Origin of the sequence: Oceanispirochaeta sp. M1 (assembly GCF_003346715.1) — a bacterium.
Taxonomy (GTDB): domain Bacteria; phylum Spirochaetota; class Spirochaetia; order DSM-2461; family DSM-2461; genus Oceanispirochaeta.
In genome coordinates, this window is sequence record NZ_QQPQ01000034.1 from 18,442 (window position 1) to 37,247 (window position 18,806).

Genomic DNA, 18,806 nt, shown 5'->3' on the forward strand with positions numbered 1-18,806 from the left:
ATCCATATATGTTACTAAATCTTGTATTAAATTTTATAATAATGACTGAAAAAATTAAAGCAATCAAGGAGATATTAGTGATAAATAAGCGTGTGATTATATTCCAACCATCTTCTATTCATATAGAAGTTATTCGCCCACAATTAGATTTCCTGATAAATCATTATGATGTAACAGTTGTGACAACGAGGGACATTGCCCAGGCTGACACGTTTAGTATATTTAAAAAAAATAAATCTATAAGATTCTCGCTTATTCCTGTATTTAAAGGGTTTTCGGGAAGTCCTCAGTGTACCAGACTTTTTCGCTATCTTGCCTTGTTTTCATTACTCTTTAGAAAAGCAGACTACATAATATTTAATACTCTTTCAAAGAGGGATCTCTATTTTAGTCGTATCCTTAAAAAAAGAGCTGAACTATTTGGAATTATTCACAATGTTGATAAATTCACTGGTAACTTGCTTCCGTACCTCACTCATTTTAAAAGAATATTCGTTCTTTCAGATGAGGTTTATAATTATTGTCTGGACAAGAATCTTTTTGACAGAGAAAGTAATAAACTTTTCTGGTTTATCCCCTTGTTAAAAGACTTGGTTGATTTTAATTCTGATTATCAGATAGAAGATATGTCAGGACCAATCACAATAGCCATTGTAGGTTCTGTTTCCCAGGAGCGTCGAGATTACAATTCTCTCTGGAAATCTCTGGGAACAATTATTGAGGATAGAGGGGATTGCCATACTCGTCTAAAAATAAGACTTGTTGGTAGAATGAGCAAGGAAGTAGAAAAAACAATCCCTGGGGAAATAATACCCATGCTCGAATACTCTACTTTCTACCTTCCCTTTGAAGAGTTGAACAGGCAAATTCTCAGTGCCGACTTAATAGCTTATCTAATACATCCGGGTATGACCTATGGATCGGACTACAATAAAACAAAGATCACTGGGACATCTACTATTTTAAAATCTGTTCCCATCCTTCCTGTCAGTTCTGACTCCTTTGCAATGGATTTAACCTACAAAGACATTGCATTCTATTATCCGGAATCTGATATTCTATCTTTTTTTAATAAAATTCTGGATGGTTCAATTACAAGGGAAGAATTAAATAAACGAAGACTTTATATTAATATACATGACTATTCATTTGAAAAACAAAGAGAGCTCTACTTATCCTCTTTTAAGTAAGTTACTACCGAATCTCTTGGTATAATGGTAAAAGAAATCATCTTTTATCAGATACAAGGTTGCGAAATAGAGAACTATGCTGAGTGAAATTTGCAGGAGGAGCAGAATTAGATTTGCTACATACGGGCTGAGTAGATAACCCAAGTAGTAAGGTAAAAACAGGATCAATGTACTAAATAGGTACTTTAATTGCCCTGGATGAAATAAGTGAATGTTGAATTTTTTCCGGATATAGTAAAGTCCGTAAAACATACCCATCCCTTCCGCCGCAAGAGTGACCGCTGCCGCAGCAATATGTTTATATTGAGGTACAAAAGCTACATTGCCTACTACGTTGACAGCAGTTGTTACAAGAGAAAGGACTATCAGAACCTTCTCTTTATCCCGGGGTAGGAGTATATGTCTTCTAATCACATTCAAAATGGCAATCACAGGCACTGTTCCTGTCAGGATGATAAATGACCCGGTAGCTGGTTGTAGTTCCTTTTCAAAGAGTAAAATAATAATTCTCTCTGCATAAAGACTGAGGCCAAGGAGGATAGGAGATGATAAGAGGAGTATGTAATCCATATTGAAACGAATTAATTTTTCAGTTTGTTTTTCATCATTTTGAGCCAGGTATGAAGTGATTCTGGGGAAAATAATATGGTTTAAGGATGTAAAGATCTGCTGAACGATACGTGTCAGTCTGAAACCGACAGCATAATAGCCTACATACAAAGGGCCTGCAAGATAACCAGTCAGGGTTTTATCTATATTTCCATTGATGATTGAAGTAATACTTAAACCGAATAGAATTAATATGGGTTTAATATGCTTTCTGAGTTTCAGCTCTTTAAAACGGAGAAAAGGAATAAAGCCTGTTAGATTTACCAGCCCATTTCCTAGACTTGTCAGTGCTATAATAAGAGCATACTTTTCAGCTTGATCCCCTGGTTTTATAAGCAAAATCATGGCAAGAGCATTCCCCACTTTAAAGATAGTAGCCCTGAGAGACATAAATTTGAATCTTTGTGTACCGATATAAAACCATTCGATATTCATTAAATTAGAAATAATTATGATAGATAAAACCAGAAATGTTTTCTTATACTCTTCTGCCGCTAAAGGATAGAAAACAGTGTAAAAGATGAAGAGAGAAAGACTTACCGATGCCATCTGTATGGTAAATATCTCTGATGAGGTTTGAATAATATCATTCTTCTTGTTCAACTTAGCGATACTTCTTGCCCCGTAGTCTGGAATTCCCATAACCGCGGCCATTGTAAAGTAAGTGATAATTGAATTGGTGTAAGAAAACGCACCATAGTTTTCGGCACCTATCCTACGTAGAACAAAGGGCAGGGTTATGATGGGGATTCCTATGTTCATCATCATCCGCAGTAAGTTAAAAAGATAATCGCTGAATAGTTTCTTTTTATTCAAATGAACAACCTGTTCTTTTCCAGCAGACTGAGTAGCTCTTTACCCTCTTCTTGTCGATTCTCAGAAATATAGAAGTCATAGAATTGTTTTTGACCGGACCAGAGGCTTTCTTCATCTTCACTGGCCTGTCCTGGATGAAAGAGCAGCTCTGCTGTTTCGAGGGTGTTATTTCTATTCAGTTTCTTTGCCATTGAACCGTATAAATCCCCTTTCATATTTCCTGAATACAAAACACCACAGAATAAATCATTAGTTTCGATACCATATTTTTTTACTCTGGAGTGAACAATAGAATCAAAGAATCGTAAAAGCAGCCATTTTATGATATTAGCTGAGAAAATGTTTTTAACTGTGGAGCCGGGATGGTTTTTCAAAAAGAAAAATGGCTCTCTTGTCGTCCTGATGCTGTCCCAGAGGGGGGCATCCTTATGGGCATCCAGTAAGAGCTTCATCAAGGGGGGGATCATATGAAAATGCTGATGGCTGTCCAGCTTTATTTTACCCGGGAAGAACTCCTGATATCTTTTAACCTGTGATTTTATCTCAGTGAGGACCTGTGATTTAAACATTTGATTGTAGCTGAGACTGAACCAGAACGATGCATATCCGACTTTGAACTGCCCCTCACTGTTTATCAGAAGGGGAACATCCTGGGGGGAGGAGAGGGGCCTCCCTTCTGAAAAGTTTAGATGTAAGGCTGAATTAATGGAGGATTCTTTGACAATTGAAACCGCCTCCTCAAGGGCTGAGCCATTCATCATAAGGCTGACCTTGTTGATAATCCCCTGGTCGATACCTTCCTTGATGGTTCGGTTTATATTTTCTGAAGCACCCAGGTCATCGGCGTGAATACATATCCTTTTATTCAACATCTCGTACATTATCCATTTGTAACCAGTCCATAACAAGCATTTGTTCCTCATCCAGTTGAAATTCAAGATGATTCGTTTTATTCGGGTCTTCATAAAAATCATTGCTCAATGCAATCGAATGGGTAGCAATATCAGTATCAAGATGAACTGTCTCCTGGGGCTTTCCATTTAAGTAAATCTGCATTTTGGAGGCGTTTTTTTCTGATGCCCCATGAAAGCTGAGAATAAAAGGGGTAGCCACATCTTCTTCATTCAATTTGAAATAGATTCCGGCCCGTGATGCCGAACTGACTGCAAACTCTTCCTTTGCTTTCGACCAGTGTTTGTCACGATGATAAATCTGCTCACCTTTTTCCCGGGTGGTTCCAAAGTAGAGTTTTTGATTCAGGGGTATTTGAAGGCCCTTTTCTCCCGGCCAGTCATACATCATCTGCTCTATATAATAAAAGCGGTACATATCACTTACTTTAGGATGTGCCACCCAATACAGGGCCGTCAGATACCAGATGACCAGAAAGAGTGAAAATGCATATGTCAGAAAGGGAATTAGTTTAATTTTCATTTTGAACCTCATCAGGTAACGATATAATGCTGGGCAAACCAGAGAATAAGGAGAATCGGATTCAGAGTACAATAAAGAATCATAAAACCCCGGCGGTAAAGCTCTGGTAATTTATGTATCCATTCGACCAGAGCAAAAACTGTTACAGCGGTCCCTATAAAATAACGGGGTAGGGCCTGCAGGTTAGACATCATAGGTATCACCATACAGAGTAGGGCAAATACACCTTCCTCAATCCGTTTGGTCACCATCAGGTAGACCGACAGGACAATTCCAAGTATCCCCCAGGCTCCCAGATACAATTTGGGGATACCCCCCTCTTTTATCTTTTCAATTAAAATGATAACAGGATTTGCGTTGCTTCTGTTCCAGGCAATTTCCACATGAAAGAACCCAAAGGGATCTCCCATATGAAAATATAGAAAGGTCATATACATAAACAATCCGGCGGGGGCACAGATCAGAACAAATAATTTTTTATGGTTCATAATGATGTTTTTGATGACCACGAAAATATTCTTTGTGCTTTTAAATTCCTTCAAAAGGATATTTATTAACAAAGGAATGAAGAACAGAACTCCCGTTCCTCTGGTGGCAGATAAAAAAGCCGTACTGAGGGCACAGGCATACCAGTTTTCTTTCTTCATATAATAGAAGCTCATTACCAGAAGCATAACAAACAACGATTCTGTGTACAGGGTGGAGAAATAAAAATTGTAAGGTCCCATGATAAATAAAATGACAGCAGTAAGAGCTATTTCTTTGTTTCGTGTGAGAACAAGGTATTTGTAGACATAAATCTGGCTGATGAAGAAAAGAATATTAGACATAAGAAATCCCGATTTAATAGTGGAGAGACCGCTCATCGTCTTAAAAACACTCACACTCCATGGATACAATGGAAAAAAAGCCCAATTGGCTGCATCTCCCTTGTAGTGATTCCAGGGGACCAGATCATAACCTTTATCAATAATCCGAATATACCAGGAGGCATCCCATCTCATAAGTGCTGAGATAAATGACTCCTTTGTCACATTTGAAATACCGCCGCCTGGCATCACTTCCGACTCAAGGAGGAGGGTCCATATTTCATGTGTGAAAAAAAACATGAACCTGGAAAAAATCAGCATTATAAATATGAAAAGAGCTACAGACCGGGTCTCTTTACTGACCGTCAATCGTTGTTTTAATTCCATTTATTCAGAATCCTTTAATATCTTATGTGGATTGAGATTTTCACTGTAATCATCTTTCAGTTCCACTTTTTCTCCATTTATTTCATCTATCAAATACAAGGGTCTGGACTTGGTCTCTTTGAAGATTCGTCCTATATACTCTCCCAGGATTCCAATCGATATGAGCTGAACTGAACTAAGGAAAAGTATGGTTACCATGGTGGAGGCATAACCTGGAACATCAATACCGAAGATTATGGTCTTTGTAAAAATAAAAATGAAATAAACAAAGCTGAAGATGGCTGCAATGATCCCAATCATAGTCGATATTCTTAAAGGGAGAGTGGTAAAAGAGGTTATTCCGTCTATAGCCAGTTCAAACAGACCCGCGTAGTTCCACTTGGTATTGCCTGCTACCCGATCCTCGGGTTCAAAGAGAATCTCTTTCTTCTTGTATCCCGCCAGGGAGTAAAAACCTTTGGTGTATCTTTCCTTTTCCCGGTAGAGACGGAGGGCATTAAACATTCTTCTGCTCAAGAGGCGAAAATCCCCCACATTTGGTAGAATCTCAACCCGTGTAGTTTTCTTAAGAATCCTGTAAAAGTAGTTGGAAGCCGTTCTCTTTATAAACCCTTCCCCTTTTCTGTTGATCCTTTTGGCATACACATCATCATATCCCTCTTCAAAATACCGAAGCATTTCTGGAATGTACTTTGGTGGATGCTGGAGGTCACAATCCATAATTATCAGAGCATCTGCATCTATCTGATCAAACCCGGCAATCATGGCAATCTCTTTTCCATAGTTTCTGGACAAGGAAAGGTATGAAATCCTTTTATCCTTCACCCTTTGTTCTTTTAATACTTTCTCTGTATTATCGTTACTTCCATCATTTATAAATAATATTGATGATACATAGTTATCGGCAGCATCCAAAATATTAAGAGTTTCTCTGCAGAAAAGAGGAATCGATTCCTCTTCGTTATAGGCAGGCACCAGGATTGATAGTTTTTTCAATATTAGAAATCTCCTTTAATCAATTTTCAGGCTTTTCGAAGTGCTTTTTTCGAAAAATGAAAAACTCACTGATTATATAATTAAGAATAATCACAATTACAGTTATAATTATTTTGCTGATCATTTTATCAAAGCTAAATACATCAATACAAATAATTAAAGTAAAAAAATCAAAGATAAAGCTGCCTACCCTGGCCAGAAAAAAGTGAAAGGCTTCCCAGGCTAGTTCTTTAAATGATTCAGATTTTTTTTCGAAAACATAAATTTTATTGGTAACATATGCAAAGAGAACAGCAATTATAAAAGAGATGATATTGGCCAGCTTATATTCGACATTCATTTTTAAAAGAATATAGAAGCTGATGAGGCTCAATACTGTTGTCAGAACTCCGAAAATTATATATTTGATATATTTTTTATATTTACCGTATGAATGGATAAAACAATTCAACAAATTCACATGGTGTCCTTTAAAAATCATTTATATTTATACTAACTTACAACATATTATCAAATTAAAGCAATTATATCTTCAATCTGTGTTCTATGGAACTATTTCCGATCAATTACTACAGTGGTTGATCGGGTTTACCCTGAATATCTTACTGAAGTATGATGTGCTGATGAAGTTTTTTGGAATTATCCAGGGGTTCCCAGCTTCCAGGCAATGAACAAGGTGGAATAGGATATAAAATGAGAAATCAGATCTTTTATCTATATGTTAATGGTAATCGTGTCACCCCCAGCACCCGTCTGCGCTGGCTCAACTATATAGATGATTTCAAGGCTGCTGGATGGGATGTTCGAGTGCTTGAATGTGCCCCGAGTAGATCAGAGCGGAGAATACAGTTCGAAAGCATGGAAAAAGGTTCAACCATTCTTGTTCAGAAAAAGCTTTTAGCTTTTGCTGAGTTAAAACAATTAAAATCAAGGTCCGGCTCTCTTTTTCTTGATGTGGACGATGCCATCTGGCGGACTCACCCCCACAAGGGAAATCCTTATGTAAACTTCTTAAAGAAGGTATACAAAAGAGTCTTCCTCCTCTCCGCCATCCCTTTGTATGACAAAATTATTTGTGCCAATGAAGCCCTGGCTTTCGATCTTCGTCCTATAAATCCCCGTATAGATATTGTTCCCACATCACCTTCCGATTCAGAAACTACGGGAGTTGTAAAGGATGATGAGATTTTCAGGATTGTCTGGACCGGTACCAGGGCAAACTTTTTTTATCTGGATGAAATTAAAGATCAGATTACATCCTTTCTAAAAGGGCATGACAGGGCTGAACTCTGCGTTATCTCAGACGGTGAATACAGCATTGACGGTTCATCCTCTCAAATCAGGAATATTCCCTGGTCCACAGATAATGAAAGCCTTTGGATTCAAAAGAGTTCTTTGGGAATTATGCCCCTGACACTGGATGAATGGAGCCGGGGGAAAAGTGCCTTTAAACTGATTAAGTACATGAAATTGGGGCTTCCCGTTATGGCTACGGATTTCGGCTTTCAGAAAGATATGATTAAGAGCGGAGAAAACGGGATACTTGTGGATAATTCAGACTGGCAGAAGGTTCTAAATCGCCTTTTTGATAATCCTTTGCATCTGCAGCAGATGGCAGAAGCCGGACATCAGACCTACCTTGACTCCTATGCTCCAGAGATAATTTTTAAGGCTTATCTTGAGATATTTAAAACTGTAAAAGAGGCGGTCCAATGAAAGTTCTTTATGATCTAGTTGCTACCCAGCCGCTCCATGGCTCCGTGTATCACGGGGGAGGGGAGTATTCCAAGGCGGTCTTTGAGGCAGCCCTTCTGGCCGGATATCAATGCGATGCCTTGTATGACAGCAAGAAGCCACTGGATGAGCATGTAAAATCGCTCTGTGATGATTACGGGATCAAGCTTGTAGATCTTGCGGGCAGAAGCTTTGCACAGGCCTATAGGGGATACGATACTTTTTTTACAGGATTACCCTATGGTCGCTTCAATGGTAATCAGGATGGGGAAACCCGGCTCATATTCACCATTCACGGCATACGATCCCTTGAAATGCCCTCTGATCACTATGAAATGCCTTTCTATCTGGCAAGCAGGGCCTGGAAGAGGGTTCTCAAGGCCTGGTTTATCCGTCTTTTTCCGGCATCTTATAAAAAAATTGCCCGTAGCAAGGTGGAGAGATTGCTCACCCTCCCCAATAGCCGGGTGGTTACGGTCTCAGGCCATAGTAAATATTCCATCCTTTCATTTTTCCCTTTTATGAAGGAAGAGGATCTGCAGGTCTGTTTTTCTCCTCTTTTTAATCCGGTAGCTCCTGAAGCAGTCGAGGCGGCCTCTGCGGGGACTCTGGATACCCTGGGTCTACGTTCTGGTGTCTATTATCTGGGTCTGGGGAGCGGGCGCTGGCTGAAGAACAATCTGCGCCTGGCATTGGCTTTTGATAAACTTATCAGCCAGGGGCGCATGAAAGACAGGAAACTGGTTTTAACCGGCGGGTTTCATTCTGTTTATAAAAGGCTGAGGAATAAAGAAAGTTTTCTCTTTCTGGACTACGTGGAGTCCGAAGTTCTGGAGGTCCTTTTCAAAGAAGCCCGGGGGCTCTTGTATCCCTCTTTAAATGAAGGCTTCGGCTATCCTCCATTGCAGGCCATGAAGTATGGAACTCCCGTACTGAGCACTGCTTTTTCTGCGGTTACAGAGGTTTGTGGCGATGCTGCTCTTTACAGCAATCCCTATTCGGAGAGTGAAATCCAGAGCCGTATTCTTATGCTTGAAAATGACAGTATACGAAATGATTACGCGGCTAGAGGTCCAGGACGTTATGCTCATGTTTTGAAGGAGCAGAAGAGAATGTTGACTGAGCTTCTGGAGATGATCTTTATATGAGAATTCTATTATCAATGTTGTTCCTGTTTTTTTCATTTTCCATATTCTGTCCTGGGGATGATCAAAAATATGAACTTGAAGTCATCGAAGAATATCCCCTACATGGATTTCGTGAACCCTCAGGTCTTACGTACTCAGAGAGCAGAGACAGTCTGTTCATGGTGGGAGATGAAGGTCATGTTGCCGAGATCTCTCTGGATGGAGAGATCTTGAATCTGAAATGGCTTGGATCTAGGGACTTTGAAGGGGTGACCATCCACCCTGAGAGTGAAGAGCTCTATGTACTGGATGAGGGGCTGAACAGACTCCTCCGGCTTGATGCCGATGAATTTAGTATTCTTGCCGATTCTCCCCTCCCGGAAAAACTTTGGGGTCCCTTTGAAGGGCTCAGTTTGGATAATGACGGGAGACTAGTTCTGGTAAATCAGGTCAAGAAGAAAGAGGGAGCCCTTCAGTTCCTGGATGGTCATAAAATTAAAACAGGTATTAGTGATCAGTCAGCCCTCCTGATTACAGCATCTTCCATTTATATTGTAAGTGACAGGGACGATCGGCTTTACTGTCTTGATCTGATGGGAGAATTGCAATGGCATTGTTTTCTTCCCGGTGAGAACCAGGAGGGACTGGCCATCGATTCTGAAGGGTTTTTCTATATTGCCCAGGATTCCGGTGGTATGCTTAAGATGAAACTGATGGGAGAAATCAATGAGTAAACACTGTAAAGCCATTATTCTGCTGATGCTGTTTACTTTTGTGGCTGCAGGACTCCCTGCAAAGGATCAATGGTATGATAAGCTGGATCTTTCTACCAAATTCTTTTTTGATACAGATGATGATATTGCCTATACTGACTATTTTAATCTGGGAGTTGAGCTGGATGGACGTTTTGAGCTTACAGACTCCTGGGAAATAGGTCTTCAGATCGAAGCCGGTTTTGATAAAATCGACGCCGAAGAGATCTGGACTCGCTACAGTCCTAAGCGGATGCATCTTCAGCTTGGAATGTTTGAAAATGAGATTCTTTTAGAGGATCAATTTTCAAAGACAAATATTCCGTTTCATAAAGATACTCTTATCAGGCGCCATATGGATCTTATGGGCTGGTATTCTTCCAAAACAGTGGGTCTTAAAATCTATAAAAACTACAAAGAGGACACCTTTCCCCTCTCGGCCTATGGTCATGTTTTCTTTCAGCCCGCCGGGAGGGAAGTACAGGCTGATGCCGGCTTTTATTATCCCTACAGAGGGGAAGACAGCTGGCTGGGATTCTCGGCGGCCTATTATCCCTACTGGGTGCATAATGGCTGGATCGGTAGTGAATCTACCTATGCTCAGGACAATAATTATATTTTTCAGGCGGTCATTGCCGACCTCAGCGAGACGGATACTGTCATCTATATGGCGGATCTCACCCTGGGGAGTAATCTTGTTGACCCTGTGGGGATTACACATATCCCCGGAGAGGGGGAGGCAAGCTGGTTTCTGGGAGCAGACCTCCTGCTGGGATTGCCGTTCCATTATGATGATTTTGTATGGACCCCCGGTGTAAATGCCGCTTATCTTTTGTATGATCTTAAGCAGACAGAATCCTGGAATATGGAGCTGCGGGCAGGGTCGCAACTGGCCTGGGATAAGACCTTCTACCTCCATATGGAGGGGGGAACCCAGATTCTGACTAATAGTGATGGGGGTGAATCATTTCTACAGACAGGCCTGGAGATTGTATGGGGCATAAGCTTCCAGATAAGATTATAATCCTCTTCTTAACCCTTTTAATCGGGTCGCTTCTCGGCGGCTGCGGTGAGTTTGTGGGAATCCTGGATTCCCATAACCCTGATACCGGACTCTCTGAGTTCAGACTTTACCTCTCTGATGATCAATTTAATACTCTTCAGGATTCGGTTTCACTGGACATATATGCCCACTGCCGCTATGAGAGTAATGAGGGAGAGGGCAGGGGAGAGATGCGGATACGAGGCTTTACCTCAAGGATGCTCCCCAAGAAGTCTTTTACCCTGCGCAGAGAGGTCAATGGTGAAGAGATAAAAATTGCACTGGATGCGGGAGGAGCTCCCTGGATCTCCTACTCACTTATCATGTATGCCTACTCCCTGGCAGGCCTGCCTTACCTTGAACTCTCACCCATAAGCCTCTTCATGAACGATGAATATCTGGGATATTACAACCAGCTCCCCCTATACGATGAATCTGTGGATGATTATTTCGGAGAAAAGGGTGAACTTTATAAAATCAGGGCCTTTGATCTGGGCAGGGATGTTCCAGCAGAGTCTATGTCTGAGAAAAAATATCCCCATGATGATAATTTCTCATCCCTGAACCGTTATCTTGTCAATGCGGCTCATATGTCCACAGAAGACTGGGTAGACTGGGCTGAAGCTAATGTTGATCTTGAAGATCTGGCTGCCTATATGGTTATTCGTGATTATTTCGGCATGGCCGATACCTATGAAACCAACTTCTATGTATATGCAGGAGATAAATACCGTATTCTCCCCTGGGATAACGATCACTATTATCAATACACCCCTGTGGGTGGGAACAATATTCTAACCACCCGTATGCTCGAATCCGAGGAGTTTCAGGACATCTACAGGGATCTATTTAATAGATACTTTCTTCAGGCGGGAGATAACAATATAATTGATCAACTGGAAGGGTATTCTGAGAGTTTGTATTCTCTTTTAGGAGCTGCTGTTGATGTGGAACCCTTCTTTTATCTGACATCTGACGCATTTGAAGCAGAAAAGCAAAGTATTGAGGTCTTTTTTAATACAAGAACAAGCGATATACTGAGTGACCCTTACTGGGCGGATTTCTTCACTGATCCGGATGATGCATCAAGATGAATTATTTAACGGAGAATAAATGAACGAAATTCTAGATATAATAAATAATCCTGCTCAGGCCCAGGATTTTACTATTCTCACCTCATTGATCCGATTAGGTTATGCCTTTATATTGAATCTTATACTGGCCATTATCTATAAGTGGCTCAATGCAGATAAGATTGATAGTCATATCATTATGCATTCCATCATCTATATCGGTGTGATTATGGCCGGGGCCATGATGATGATCGCCTCAAATATGGTGGTCGCCTTTGGTCTTATCGGTGCTGTCTCCATAGTGCGCTTCAGAACGGCCGTCAGCAACCCCATAGACATGTCCTTTATATTCCTTGGTATTGTTGTGGGGATCTCCTGTGGTCTGGCCTTTTTTCTTCATGCCCTGATTCTGACATTCTTTGTTGGATTTATGATGATTTTTTTAAGTAAGATAAAATTCGGTATGTCCCTTCCTTCCAGTTTTAACTATGAAATCAATATCAGCTTTAAAAAGATAAATTTCTATGATGATACAATTCAAAAACTGAGAGAATCTCTGGGTGGCGATACAATGTTGATGGAGATCAGAACCAGTAAGGATAAGATTAAAGTCCGCTATACCCAGAGCCTCCGCAACCGTATGGAAGTTCGTAAGGTTCATAGTGACATAGAAGAGATATTCAGTAATGATTCTTCCCTTGATATTCGGATTGCCAGGAAATAGTTCGAAGCCAGTCAATGATTATCCCTAAATAAACAGGTTTAGTTGCTGATAATATCTTGATTATGACAAAATAACCCCTTAAAATATTAGTAACTAAGACAAAACAAGGGGGTGTTTTATCATGTATCGAAATGCACTGAAGGATTTGAATGCCTGGTTTGATTCTCCCAGAAGAAAACCAATGATCCTGAGAGGTGCCAGGCAGGTGGGGAAATCAACACTTGTCAGGTTATTTGCCAAAGAACACAATCTTAAACTTTATGAATTGAATCTGGAAAAATATCTTTCACTTGATAAAGTTTTCAAAACAATGAACCTTGAGAGCATTTTACTGGAAATTGAGGGTATATGCGGCTCCATTTCATCAGATGAGAATGCTCTGCTATTTCTGGATGAGATTCAATCGACTCCCTATGCATTGCAGGCTCTCCGTTATTTTTATGAAGAAAAACCAGAGTTAGCGGTTATTGCGGCTGGGTCATTATTAGAGTTTACTCTGTCAGATCATTCCTTTTCCATGCCTGTAGGACGAATTACTTATTATCATCTGGGGCCGATGAGTTTCGATGAGTTTCTGTTACACCAGGATGAAGAACTGCATGGTTTCTATAAGGAACATGAGCCAGGGGATCTTATGGCTGATTCCAGGCATCAGGCTTTATTAAAATATCAGAGAGATTATTTGTATTGTGGGGGCATGCCTGAAGCAGTTCTGGCTTTTCAGGAAGATCCCTATACCGTTTCTGATGTTCATAGATCCTTGATTGATACCTATCAGGATGATTTTGCTAAATACGCCAGAAAATCAGATCTGATCCGTTTACAGCAAATTTTAAATAGAATTCCTCTTCAAGTGGGGAAGAAAATAAAATATGTTCATCTCAGTCCTGATGATAAGGCCGCAGAAGTTCGAAGGGTTCTAGATCTTTTGTCAAAGGCGAAACTCTGTTCCCTTGTTTATCATTCTGATTGTTCGGGAATTCCTCTGAGGGCAGGTCGCAATGAGAGAGTATTTAAAATCCTCTTTCTGGATATCGGATTAATGAATCATTTGACCGGCCTCAACTGGGATATACTTCGCAAGATGGATGAACGGACTTTGATTAATGAAGGAAGTATTGCAGAGCAGTTTATTGGTCAGGAATTGTTATTGTATTATCATCATGAGCTGCATTATTGGCTGCGGGAAGGAAAAAGCAATAATGCTGAGGTCGATTATGTCATTCCTCATGAAGGAAAGCTGATTCCTATTGAAGTAAAAGCAGGAAAAAGCGGAACCCTGAAATCACTTCATCAGTTTATGTCTCATAAGGGGGAGAATAGGGCAATACGCTTTGATATGAACAAACCCTCTTTTCAGATGCTGGAGGTACAGGTGCAGAATAAGAGTCAGTATAGGGAAACTCTGACATTTTCACTTCAATCCCTGCCTCTGTATTTCGCAGGACGTCTATCATCCATTATTAATCAATGGATCAAATGAAGAAGGGCTTTCTGAAAGTCCCTGAAATCACTGAGATTGTCATTTATTATGGTCCACACGATATTCCAGTCAATGGATCTGTATTCGTGGACGGCAATGTTACGGAAACCGACGGCGGCAATAAGATTCCCTGCCAATTTTTCGCTGATGATCTTGTTTCCTGCCAGGGATTGGAACACATCTGCCATACTGTTTATGGGTGAACCGTTATAATCGCTCAAGATATGGAGGCCCGTATCAACACATTGCTGTACGGCCCTTTCCAGATTTATAACGATAATGTCCTGTAAATCGAGATCTTCTTTGAGACTTTGACTATTCTCGGGGCATTTACTTTCGATTCTGAGGATACAGCGGCTCAGGGATTCCAACTTGGCTATAAGTATTTCAGGTTCCATAGGCTGTTTTTTCTATCCTTTTAATCTGCATGGCCTGTAACTGGGGTAGAAAGTCCGTTTTAAAATCCAGGGCCCGGATCATATGTCCGGTCAGTTCTCTGCTTGAATACTTCAGACGAACCCCTTTACTTATTATCTTGTAATGGATAAGACCTTTCGCCTTATCCAGGTCTATAAGGTCAATATTTCTGTGGAGTCTTATCTGTAGATCTGCATTCATTTGAACTAAGATCTTGTAATCCAGAGCTGTGAATGAGGCCAGTGCAATATCTACATCACTGTCCCGTCCTGAACTTCCATCAGCTACCGATCCATAGACAATAACGGTGTGGATCTCCTCGCGGGATTCAAAATAACTGCTTATACTGCTGAGAATCTCCCCTCTTTCCATGACTGAAGTATAACACGGCAGGATCAGCTTTGTCCCCAGATTGTGGTTTTAGCCTGGTGTGAGTTGCATAAGGATGAATTACTGGAAAATTGGGATTTAGCAATGAACCATGGAGAAATCCACAGGATAGAACCTTTAAAGTAGGAGAATTTATTATGCATGAAGTCGTACAAGTGATTCCTAATGAAGATTTTTCCGTTATTGTTTATTTTTCAGATGGTATGATAAAACAGTTTGATGCAAAACCGTTGTTGAATAAAGGTGTCTTTAAAAAGATAGCCGATGTTGTAACTTTTACTGAAAAGTGTACAGTTCTGAATAATACATTAGCATGGGATTTGAGTGGTAATTTTGATCCGTATAATTGTTTGGATATAGATCCTGACTCGATATATGAAAATGCTAAGGATGTCAGTGATCCCTTACTCCCCTAAACCCTTAGACCTTATCTGCGATAGACAGCATAAATATGCCCCGGACGACCGGCGGCGTGATTGTGATCCGGAAACCCCGGACTAGCGAAAGGCAGTACCGCCCTTGCTTATTATCCCCCAACTACAGTAAAATACACTCCATGAATTCGTACCTGTTCCGGGCCCTTTTATGATGGCTTTGGGATGAGGTAATAAACAGGAGAAAAGTTTTGTATACCCCCGTAGATCCCAGAGTTGACTTCCCGAAGATGGAAGAGAAAATACAGAAATTCTGGGAAGAGAATACTATTTTTGAGAAATCCATATCCGTGCGTGAAGGTGCCGAGGACTATGTCTTTTACGACGGTCCTCCCTTTGCCACAGGTCTTCCTCACTTCGGTCACTTCGTACCGGGAACTCTCAAGGATATTATTCCCCGCTACCAGACCATGAAGGGCAAGAGAGTCGAGCGACGATTCGGCTGGGATTGTCACGGTCTGCCCGTGGAATACGAAATGGAGAAGGAACTGGGCATCTCCGGTAAGACGGAGATTGAAAAATTCGGTGTCACCGAGTTCAACGAAGCCTGCCGTTCCATCGTTCTCCGCTATACGGGGGAGTGGCGTCAGGTGATCACCCGTATGGGCCGCTGGGTCGATTTTGATAACGACTACAAGACAATGGACGCCGATTATATGGAATCCATCTGGTGGGTCTTCAAGTCCCTCTGGGACAAGGGGCTCGTCTATAAGGGCCATTACATCCTCCCCACCTGTCCCCGCTGTTCCACTCCTCTGAGTAATCATGAGCTGAACCTGGGAGGTTACAAGGACGTCAATGATCCGGCCATAACAATAAGATTCAAGTTAGAGGATGAAGAGTCTACATACTTCCTGGCCTGGACCACCACACCCTGGACCCTGATCTCCAACCTGGCTCTGACCCTGGGGGAAGACATTGACTATGTGAAGCTCAAGGACGGGGATGAATTCTATATCCTTGCCGCAGAGCGTGTTTCCGCCTACTACAAGAGTGAAGAGGAATACCAGGTTATCTGGACCAAAAAGGGTCGGGATCTTACAGGGATCAGTTATGAGCCCATCTTCCCGTACTTTCCGGATCGGAAAGAGCAGGGTGCCTACAAGACCTTTACCGGAGATCATGTCACCACCGAAGACGGTACGGGAATTGTCCATACCGCCAGCGGTTTCGGTGAGGAGGACTATGCCGTCCTCAAGCATACAGGGATTGACGTTGTCTGCCCCGTAGACGACGAGGGCCAGTTTACATCAGAGGTCCCCGACTATGAGGGACGCTTTGTCAAAGACTGCGACAAAGACATCATGAGCCGTCTCAAGGAGGAGGGGAAGCTTGTCAAACGGGATCAGATCCTTCACTCCTATCCCCACTGCTGGAGATGCGACAGTCCTCTGATCTACAAGGCCGTGGGTTCCTGGTTTGTGGATATCAGCAAGGTGAAGGATAAGATGCTGGGGGCCAACGACAAGGTCAACTGGGTTCCCGAACACCTCAAGAAGGGGCGCTTCGGTAAATGGCTGGAGAATGCCCGGGACTGGGCCATCAGCCGGAACCGCTACTGGGGCAACCCCATCCCCATCTGGGAATGTGATGCCTGTGAAGCACGTGAATGCATCGGCAGCAAGGCCGAGCTTAAAGAGAAGTCCGGAGCAGACGTGGAAGACCTCCACAAGCATTTTGTGGATGATATTACATGGGAATGCTCCTGCGGCAAGGGGACAATGAAAAGAATCCCCGAGGTTCTGGACTGCTGGTTTGAATCGGGTTCCATGCCCTATGCACAGGTGCATTACCCCTTTGAGAACAAGGAGTGGTTCGAGGCCAACTTCCCCGCCAAGTTTATCTGCGAGGGTCTGGATCAGACCCGGGGCTGGTTCTATACCCTTACAATTCTGGCAGCGTCCCTGTTTGACAGCCCTGCCTTCGAAAATGTTGTTGTCAACGGTCTTGTTCTGGCAGAAGACGGCAAGAAGATGTCCAAATCACTGCGGAACTTCACAGACCCCATGGAGGTCATCAATAAATTCGGGGCCGATGCCCTGCGTCTCTTTCTGATGAACTCCGCCGTTGTCAGGGCCGAGAGTCTCAAGTTTACCAACGAGGGTGTTAAGGATGTTCTCAAGAGCATCATCATCCCCCTGTGGAACTCCTACAGCTTCTTCGTCACCTATGCCAATATTGACGATGCCGCTCCCTCAGAGCCCCCTGTGAAGCCTGAGAACCCTCTGGATCAGTGGATTCTCTCAGAGACCCTCCATCTGGTGCAGGAAGTTACGACCTATCTGGATGGCTATGATATTCAGAAGGCCATCGAACCCATCGTGAATTTCATTGACCTGTTGAATAACTGGTACATCCGCCGCTCCCGCCGCCGTTTCTGGAAGTCCGAGAATGACGGTGACAAGATGCAGGCCTACGGTACCCTCTGGCATGCTCTGATGACCCTGGTGAAGGTTGCTTCCCCCTTTATCCCCTTTGTCACCGAAGAGATCTACCGCAACCTCAAGACAGAAGAGATGCCCGAGAGTATCCACCTCTGCGACTACCCTGTGGCCAGGGAGGAGGACAGGGATCGGATTCTTGAAAGAAAGATGGATCTGACCCAGCAGGCTGTTTCAATGGGAAGAGCCCTGAGAGCCATGCATAATCTGAAAACACGTCAGCCCCTGAAGGCCATACATATCGTTACAAGAAACGGAGAAGAGAAGAAAATTCTCCGGGAGATGGAAGATATAATTGCCGAAGAGCTGAATGTCAAGGAGGTCTACTTCAGGGAAAATGAGGAAGACCTTGTAGAGTATTCGGTGAAGGCCAACTTCCGCGTCCTGGGTAAACAGCTTGGTAAGGATATGAAAACCGCCGCCGGCCGTATAGCCGAACTCAGCTCTTCCGAGATCATCTCCCTCCTGGAAGGAGCCACTCTGAGTGTCGGCTTTGAAGGGAAGGAGCATAATTCCATCGATATCACCGAAGAATCTGTGGTGGTCAACAGATCGGAAAAAGAGAATCTCAAGGTTCTCAACGAGGGAGATCTTACCATCGCCCTGGACCCCGAGATTACAGAGGAGCTGCTTCAGGAAGGTATGGTGCGTGACATCGTCAGAAGCATCCAGAATCTTCGTAAGGAGAGCGGCCTGGAAGTTACAGATAGAATCAACCTCTTTATCAACGGCTCCGACTCTGTGAAAGCGGCGGTCAGTACCTTTGAAGATCATCTCTTGAGTGAAACTCTGGGTGAAAGCTGGAGCTGGGAAGTCAAAGAGGGTGCTTCTGAAGGCAGCTGCGGTGATGACGAACCTTGTCATATCGCTCTTGTTAAGGCCTGATTCGCAAGCCTGATTTGATTATTAAATGAAATATTAACCCGGTAGTCTGTTTAAGATTAGCGG

Annotated in this window: 18 protein-coding genes; 10 read left to right on the forward strand and 8 right to left on the reverse strand. The window is 42.4% G+C overall.

Annotated elements, in window-relative coordinates; translation table 11 throughout:
* The first annotated feature begins 41 nt into the window (after nt 1-41).
* Complete coding sequence (locus DV872_RS19705) at nt 42-1,190, forward strand: hypothetical protein (RefSeq protein WP_147283218.1); 1,149 nt, start codon at nt 42-44, stop codon at nt 1,188-1,190.
* Here the strand turns inward: DV872_RS19705 and DV872_RS19710 are convergent.
* Genes DV872_RS19710 through DV872_RS19735 form a run of 6 tightly spaced genes read right to left on the reverse strand, consistent with a single transcriptional unit; the run spans nt 1,173 to nt 6,722 of the window.
* Nucleotides 1,173-2,615 (reverse strand): oligosaccharide flippase family protein, encoded by a 1,443-nt coding sequence (locus DV872_RS19710; protein ID WP_114631680.1) that lies wholly within the window; start codon nt 2,613-2,615, stop codon nt 1,173-1,175. The genes DV872_RS19705 and DV872_RS19710 overlap by 18 nt on opposite strands.
* Nucleotides 2,612-3,487: a carbohydrate deacetylase gene (locus tag DV872_RS19715; protein WP_158547071.1), complete on the reverse strand. Its 876-nt coding sequence runs from the start codon at nt 3,485-3,487 to the stop codon at nt 2,612-2,614. Before DV872_RS19715 ends, DV872_RS19710 begins: the two co-directional genes overlap by 4 nt.
* Nucleotides 3,477-4,049 (reverse strand): hypothetical protein, encoded by a 573-nt coding sequence (locus tag DV872_RS19720; protein ID WP_114631682.1) that lies wholly within the window; start codon nt 4,047-4,049, stop codon nt 3,477-3,479. Before DV872_RS19720 ends, DV872_RS19715 begins: the two co-directional genes overlap by 11 nt.
* 11 nt (nt 4,050-4,060) lie before the next feature.
* The gene (locus DV872_RS19725) at nt 4,061-5,245 is read right to left on the reverse strand and encodes a mannosyltransferase family protein (RefSeq protein ID WP_114631683.1); all 1,185 of its coding nucleotides are present in this window, start codon (nt 5,243-5,245) and stop codon (nt 4,061-4,063) included.
* Nucleotides 5,246-6,241, reverse strand: a complete 996-nt coding sequence (locus DV872_RS19730) for a glycosyltransferase family 2 protein (RefSeq protein ID WP_114631684.1) — start codon at nt 6,239-6,241, stop codon at nt 5,246-5,248.
* Between the two features lie 19 nt (nt 6,242-6,260).
* Entirely contained in the window at nt 6,261-6,722 is a 462-nt protein-coding gene (locus DV872_RS19735) for a GtrA family protein (RefSeq protein WP_114631685.1), read from the reverse strand.
* A 212-nt stretch (nt 6,723-6,934) separates the two neighbouring features.
* Here DV872_RS19735 and DV872_RS19740 point away from each other — a divergent pair, with 212 nt between their 5' ends.
* The 7 genes from DV872_RS19740 to DV872_RS19770 all read left to right on the forward strand — a co-directional run bounded on the left by DV872_RS19740 (nt 6,935) and on the right by DV872_RS19770 (nt 14,176).
* Nucleotides 6,935-7,957, forward strand: a complete 1,023-nt coding sequence (locus DV872_RS19740) for a glycosyltransferase (RefSeq protein ID WP_114631686.1) — start codon at nt 6,935-6,937, stop codon at nt 7,955-7,957.
* A complete protein-coding gene (locus DV872_RS19745; protein WP_114631687.1) occupies nt 7,954-9,123 on the forward strand; it encodes a glycosyltransferase in 1,170 nt (389 codons plus the stop codon). The genes DV872_RS19740 and DV872_RS19745 overlap by 4 nt, the downstream gene beginning before the upstream one ends.
* Nucleotides 9,120-9,836: an SdiA-regulated domain-containing protein gene (locus tag DV872_RS19750; RefSeq protein WP_114631688.1), complete on the forward strand. Its 717-nt coding sequence runs from the start codon at nt 9,120-9,122 to the stop codon at nt 9,834-9,836. Before DV872_RS19745 ends, DV872_RS19750 begins: the two co-directional genes overlap by 4 nt.
* The gene (locus tag DV872_RS19755; protein WP_114631689.1) at nt 9,829-10,878 is read left to right on the forward strand and encodes a hypothetical protein; all 1,050 of its coding nucleotides are present in this window, start codon (nt 9,829-9,831) and stop codon (nt 10,876-10,878) included. Before DV872_RS19750 ends, DV872_RS19755 begins: the two co-directional genes overlap by 8 nt.
* Complete coding sequence (locus DV872_RS19760) at nt 10,848-11,990, forward strand: CotH kinase family protein (protein ID WP_114631690.1); 1,143 nt, start codon at nt 10,848-10,850, stop codon at nt 11,988-11,990. The genes DV872_RS19755 and DV872_RS19760 overlap by 31 nt, the downstream gene beginning before the upstream one ends.
* Nucleotides 11,991-12,009: 19 nt before the next feature.
* The gene (locus tag DV872_RS19765; protein ID WP_114631691.1) at nt 12,010-12,693 is read left to right on the forward strand and encodes a DUF4956 domain-containing protein; all 684 of its coding nucleotides are present in this window, start codon (nt 12,010-12,012) and stop codon (nt 12,691-12,693) included.
* Nucleotides 12,694-12,814: 121 nt separating this feature from the next.
* The gene (locus DV872_RS19770; RefSeq protein WP_114631692.1) at nt 12,815-14,176 is read left to right on the forward strand and encodes an ATP-binding protein; all 1,362 of its coding nucleotides are present in this window, start codon (nt 12,815-12,817) and stop codon (nt 14,174-14,176) included.
* Here DV872_RS19770 and DV872_RS19775 read toward each other — a convergent pair.
* Together DV872_RS19775 and DV872_RS19780 are read right to left on the reverse strand one after the other, a co-directional pair.
* Complete coding sequence (locus DV872_RS19775) at nt 14,161-14,574, reverse strand: DUF86 domain-containing protein (protein ID WP_114631693.1); 414 nt, start codon at nt 14,572-14,574, stop codon at nt 14,161-14,163. The two genes, DV872_RS19770 and DV872_RS19775, sit on opposite strands and share 16 nt — an antisense overlap.
* A complete protein-coding gene (locus tag DV872_RS19780; protein WP_114631694.1) occupies nt 14,564-14,965 on the reverse strand; it encodes a nucleotidyltransferase domain-containing protein in 402 nt (133 codons plus the stop codon). The genes DV872_RS19775 and DV872_RS19780 overlap by 11 nt, the downstream gene beginning before the upstream one ends.
* A 155-nt stretch (nt 14,966-15,120) precedes the next feature.
* Here DV872_RS19780 and DV872_RS19785 point away from each other — a divergent pair, with 155 nt between their 5' ends.
* Together DV872_RS19785 and ileS are read left to right on the forward strand one after the other, a co-directional pair.
* Nucleotides 15,121-15,399 (forward strand): DUF2442 domain-containing protein, encoded by a 279-nt coding sequence (locus tag DV872_RS19785; protein ID WP_171832142.1) that lies wholly within the window; start codon nt 15,121-15,123, stop codon nt 15,397-15,399.
* Between the two features lie 209 nt (nt 15,400-15,608).
* Nucleotides 15,609-18,743: an isoleucine--tRNA ligase gene (gene ileS / locus DV872_RS19790; protein WP_114631695.1), complete on the forward strand. Its 3,135-nt coding sequence runs from the start codon at nt 15,609-15,611 to the stop codon at nt 18,741-18,743.
* The last annotated feature ends 63 nt before the right edge of the window (nt 18,744-18,806 follow it).

What these genes read in the sequence shown, in the direction of transcription:
- DV872_RS19705 (WP_147283218.1), top strand. Translation starts at nt 42, where the DNA reads ATGACTGAAAAAATTAAAGCAATCAAGGAGATATTAGTGATAAATAAG.
- DV872_RS19715 (WP_158547071.1), bottom strand. Translation starts at nt 3,487, where the DNA reads ATGTTGAATAAAAGGATATGTATTCACGCCGATGACCTGGGTGCTTCA.
- DV872_RS19720 (WP_114631682.1), bottom strand. Translation starts at nt 4,049, where the DNA reads ATGAAAATTAAACTAATTCCCTTTCTGACATATGCATTTTCACTCTTT.
- DV872_RS19725 (WP_114631683.1), bottom strand. Translation starts at nt 5,245, where the DNA reads ATGGAATTAAAACAACGATTGACGGTCAGTAAAGAGACCCGGTCTGTA.
- DV872_RS19735 (WP_114631685.1), bottom strand. Translation starts at nt 6,722, where the DNA reads ATGATTTTTAAAGGACACCATGTGAATTTGTTGAATTGTTTTATCCAT.
- DV872_RS19740 (WP_114631686.1), top strand. Translation starts at nt 6,935, where the DNA reads ATGAGAAATCAGATCTTTTATCTATATGTTAATGGTAATCGTGTCACC.
- DV872_RS19745 (WP_114631687.1), top strand. Translation starts at nt 7,954, where the DNA reads ATGAAAGTTCTTTATGATCTAGTTGCTACCCAGCCGCTCCATGGCTCC.
- DV872_RS19750 (WP_114631688.1), top strand. Translation starts at nt 9,120, where the DNA reads ATGAGAATTCTATTATCAATGTTGTTCCTGTTTTTTTCATTTTCCATA.
- DV872_RS19755 (WP_114631689.1), top strand. Translation starts at nt 9,829, where the DNA reads ATGAGTAAACACTGTAAAGCCATTATTCTGCTGATGCTGTTTACTTTT.
- DV872_RS19760 (WP_114631690.1), top strand. Translation starts at nt 10,848, where the DNA reads ATGGGGCATAAGCTTCCAGATAAGATTATAATCCTCTTCTTAACCCTT.
- DV872_RS19765 (WP_114631691.1), top strand. Translation starts at nt 12,010, where the DNA reads ATGAACGAAATTCTAGATATAATAAATAATCCTGCTCAGGCCCAGGAT.
- DV872_RS19770 (WP_114631692.1), top strand. Translation starts at nt 12,815, where the DNA reads ATGTATCGAAATGCACTGAAGGATTTGAATGCCTGGTTTGATTCTCCC.
- DV872_RS19775 (WP_114631693.1), bottom strand. Translation starts at nt 14,574, where the DNA reads ATGGAACCTGAAATACTTATAGCCAAGTTGGAATCCCTGAGCCGCTGT.
- DV872_RS19780 (WP_114631694.1), bottom strand. Translation starts at nt 14,965, where the DNA reads ATGGAAAGAGGGGAGATTCTCAGCAGTATAAGCAGTTATTTTGAATCC.
- DV872_RS19785 (WP_171832142.1), top strand. Translation starts at nt 15,121, where the DNA reads ATGCATGAAGTCGTACAAGTGATTCCTAATGAAGATTTTTCCGTTATT.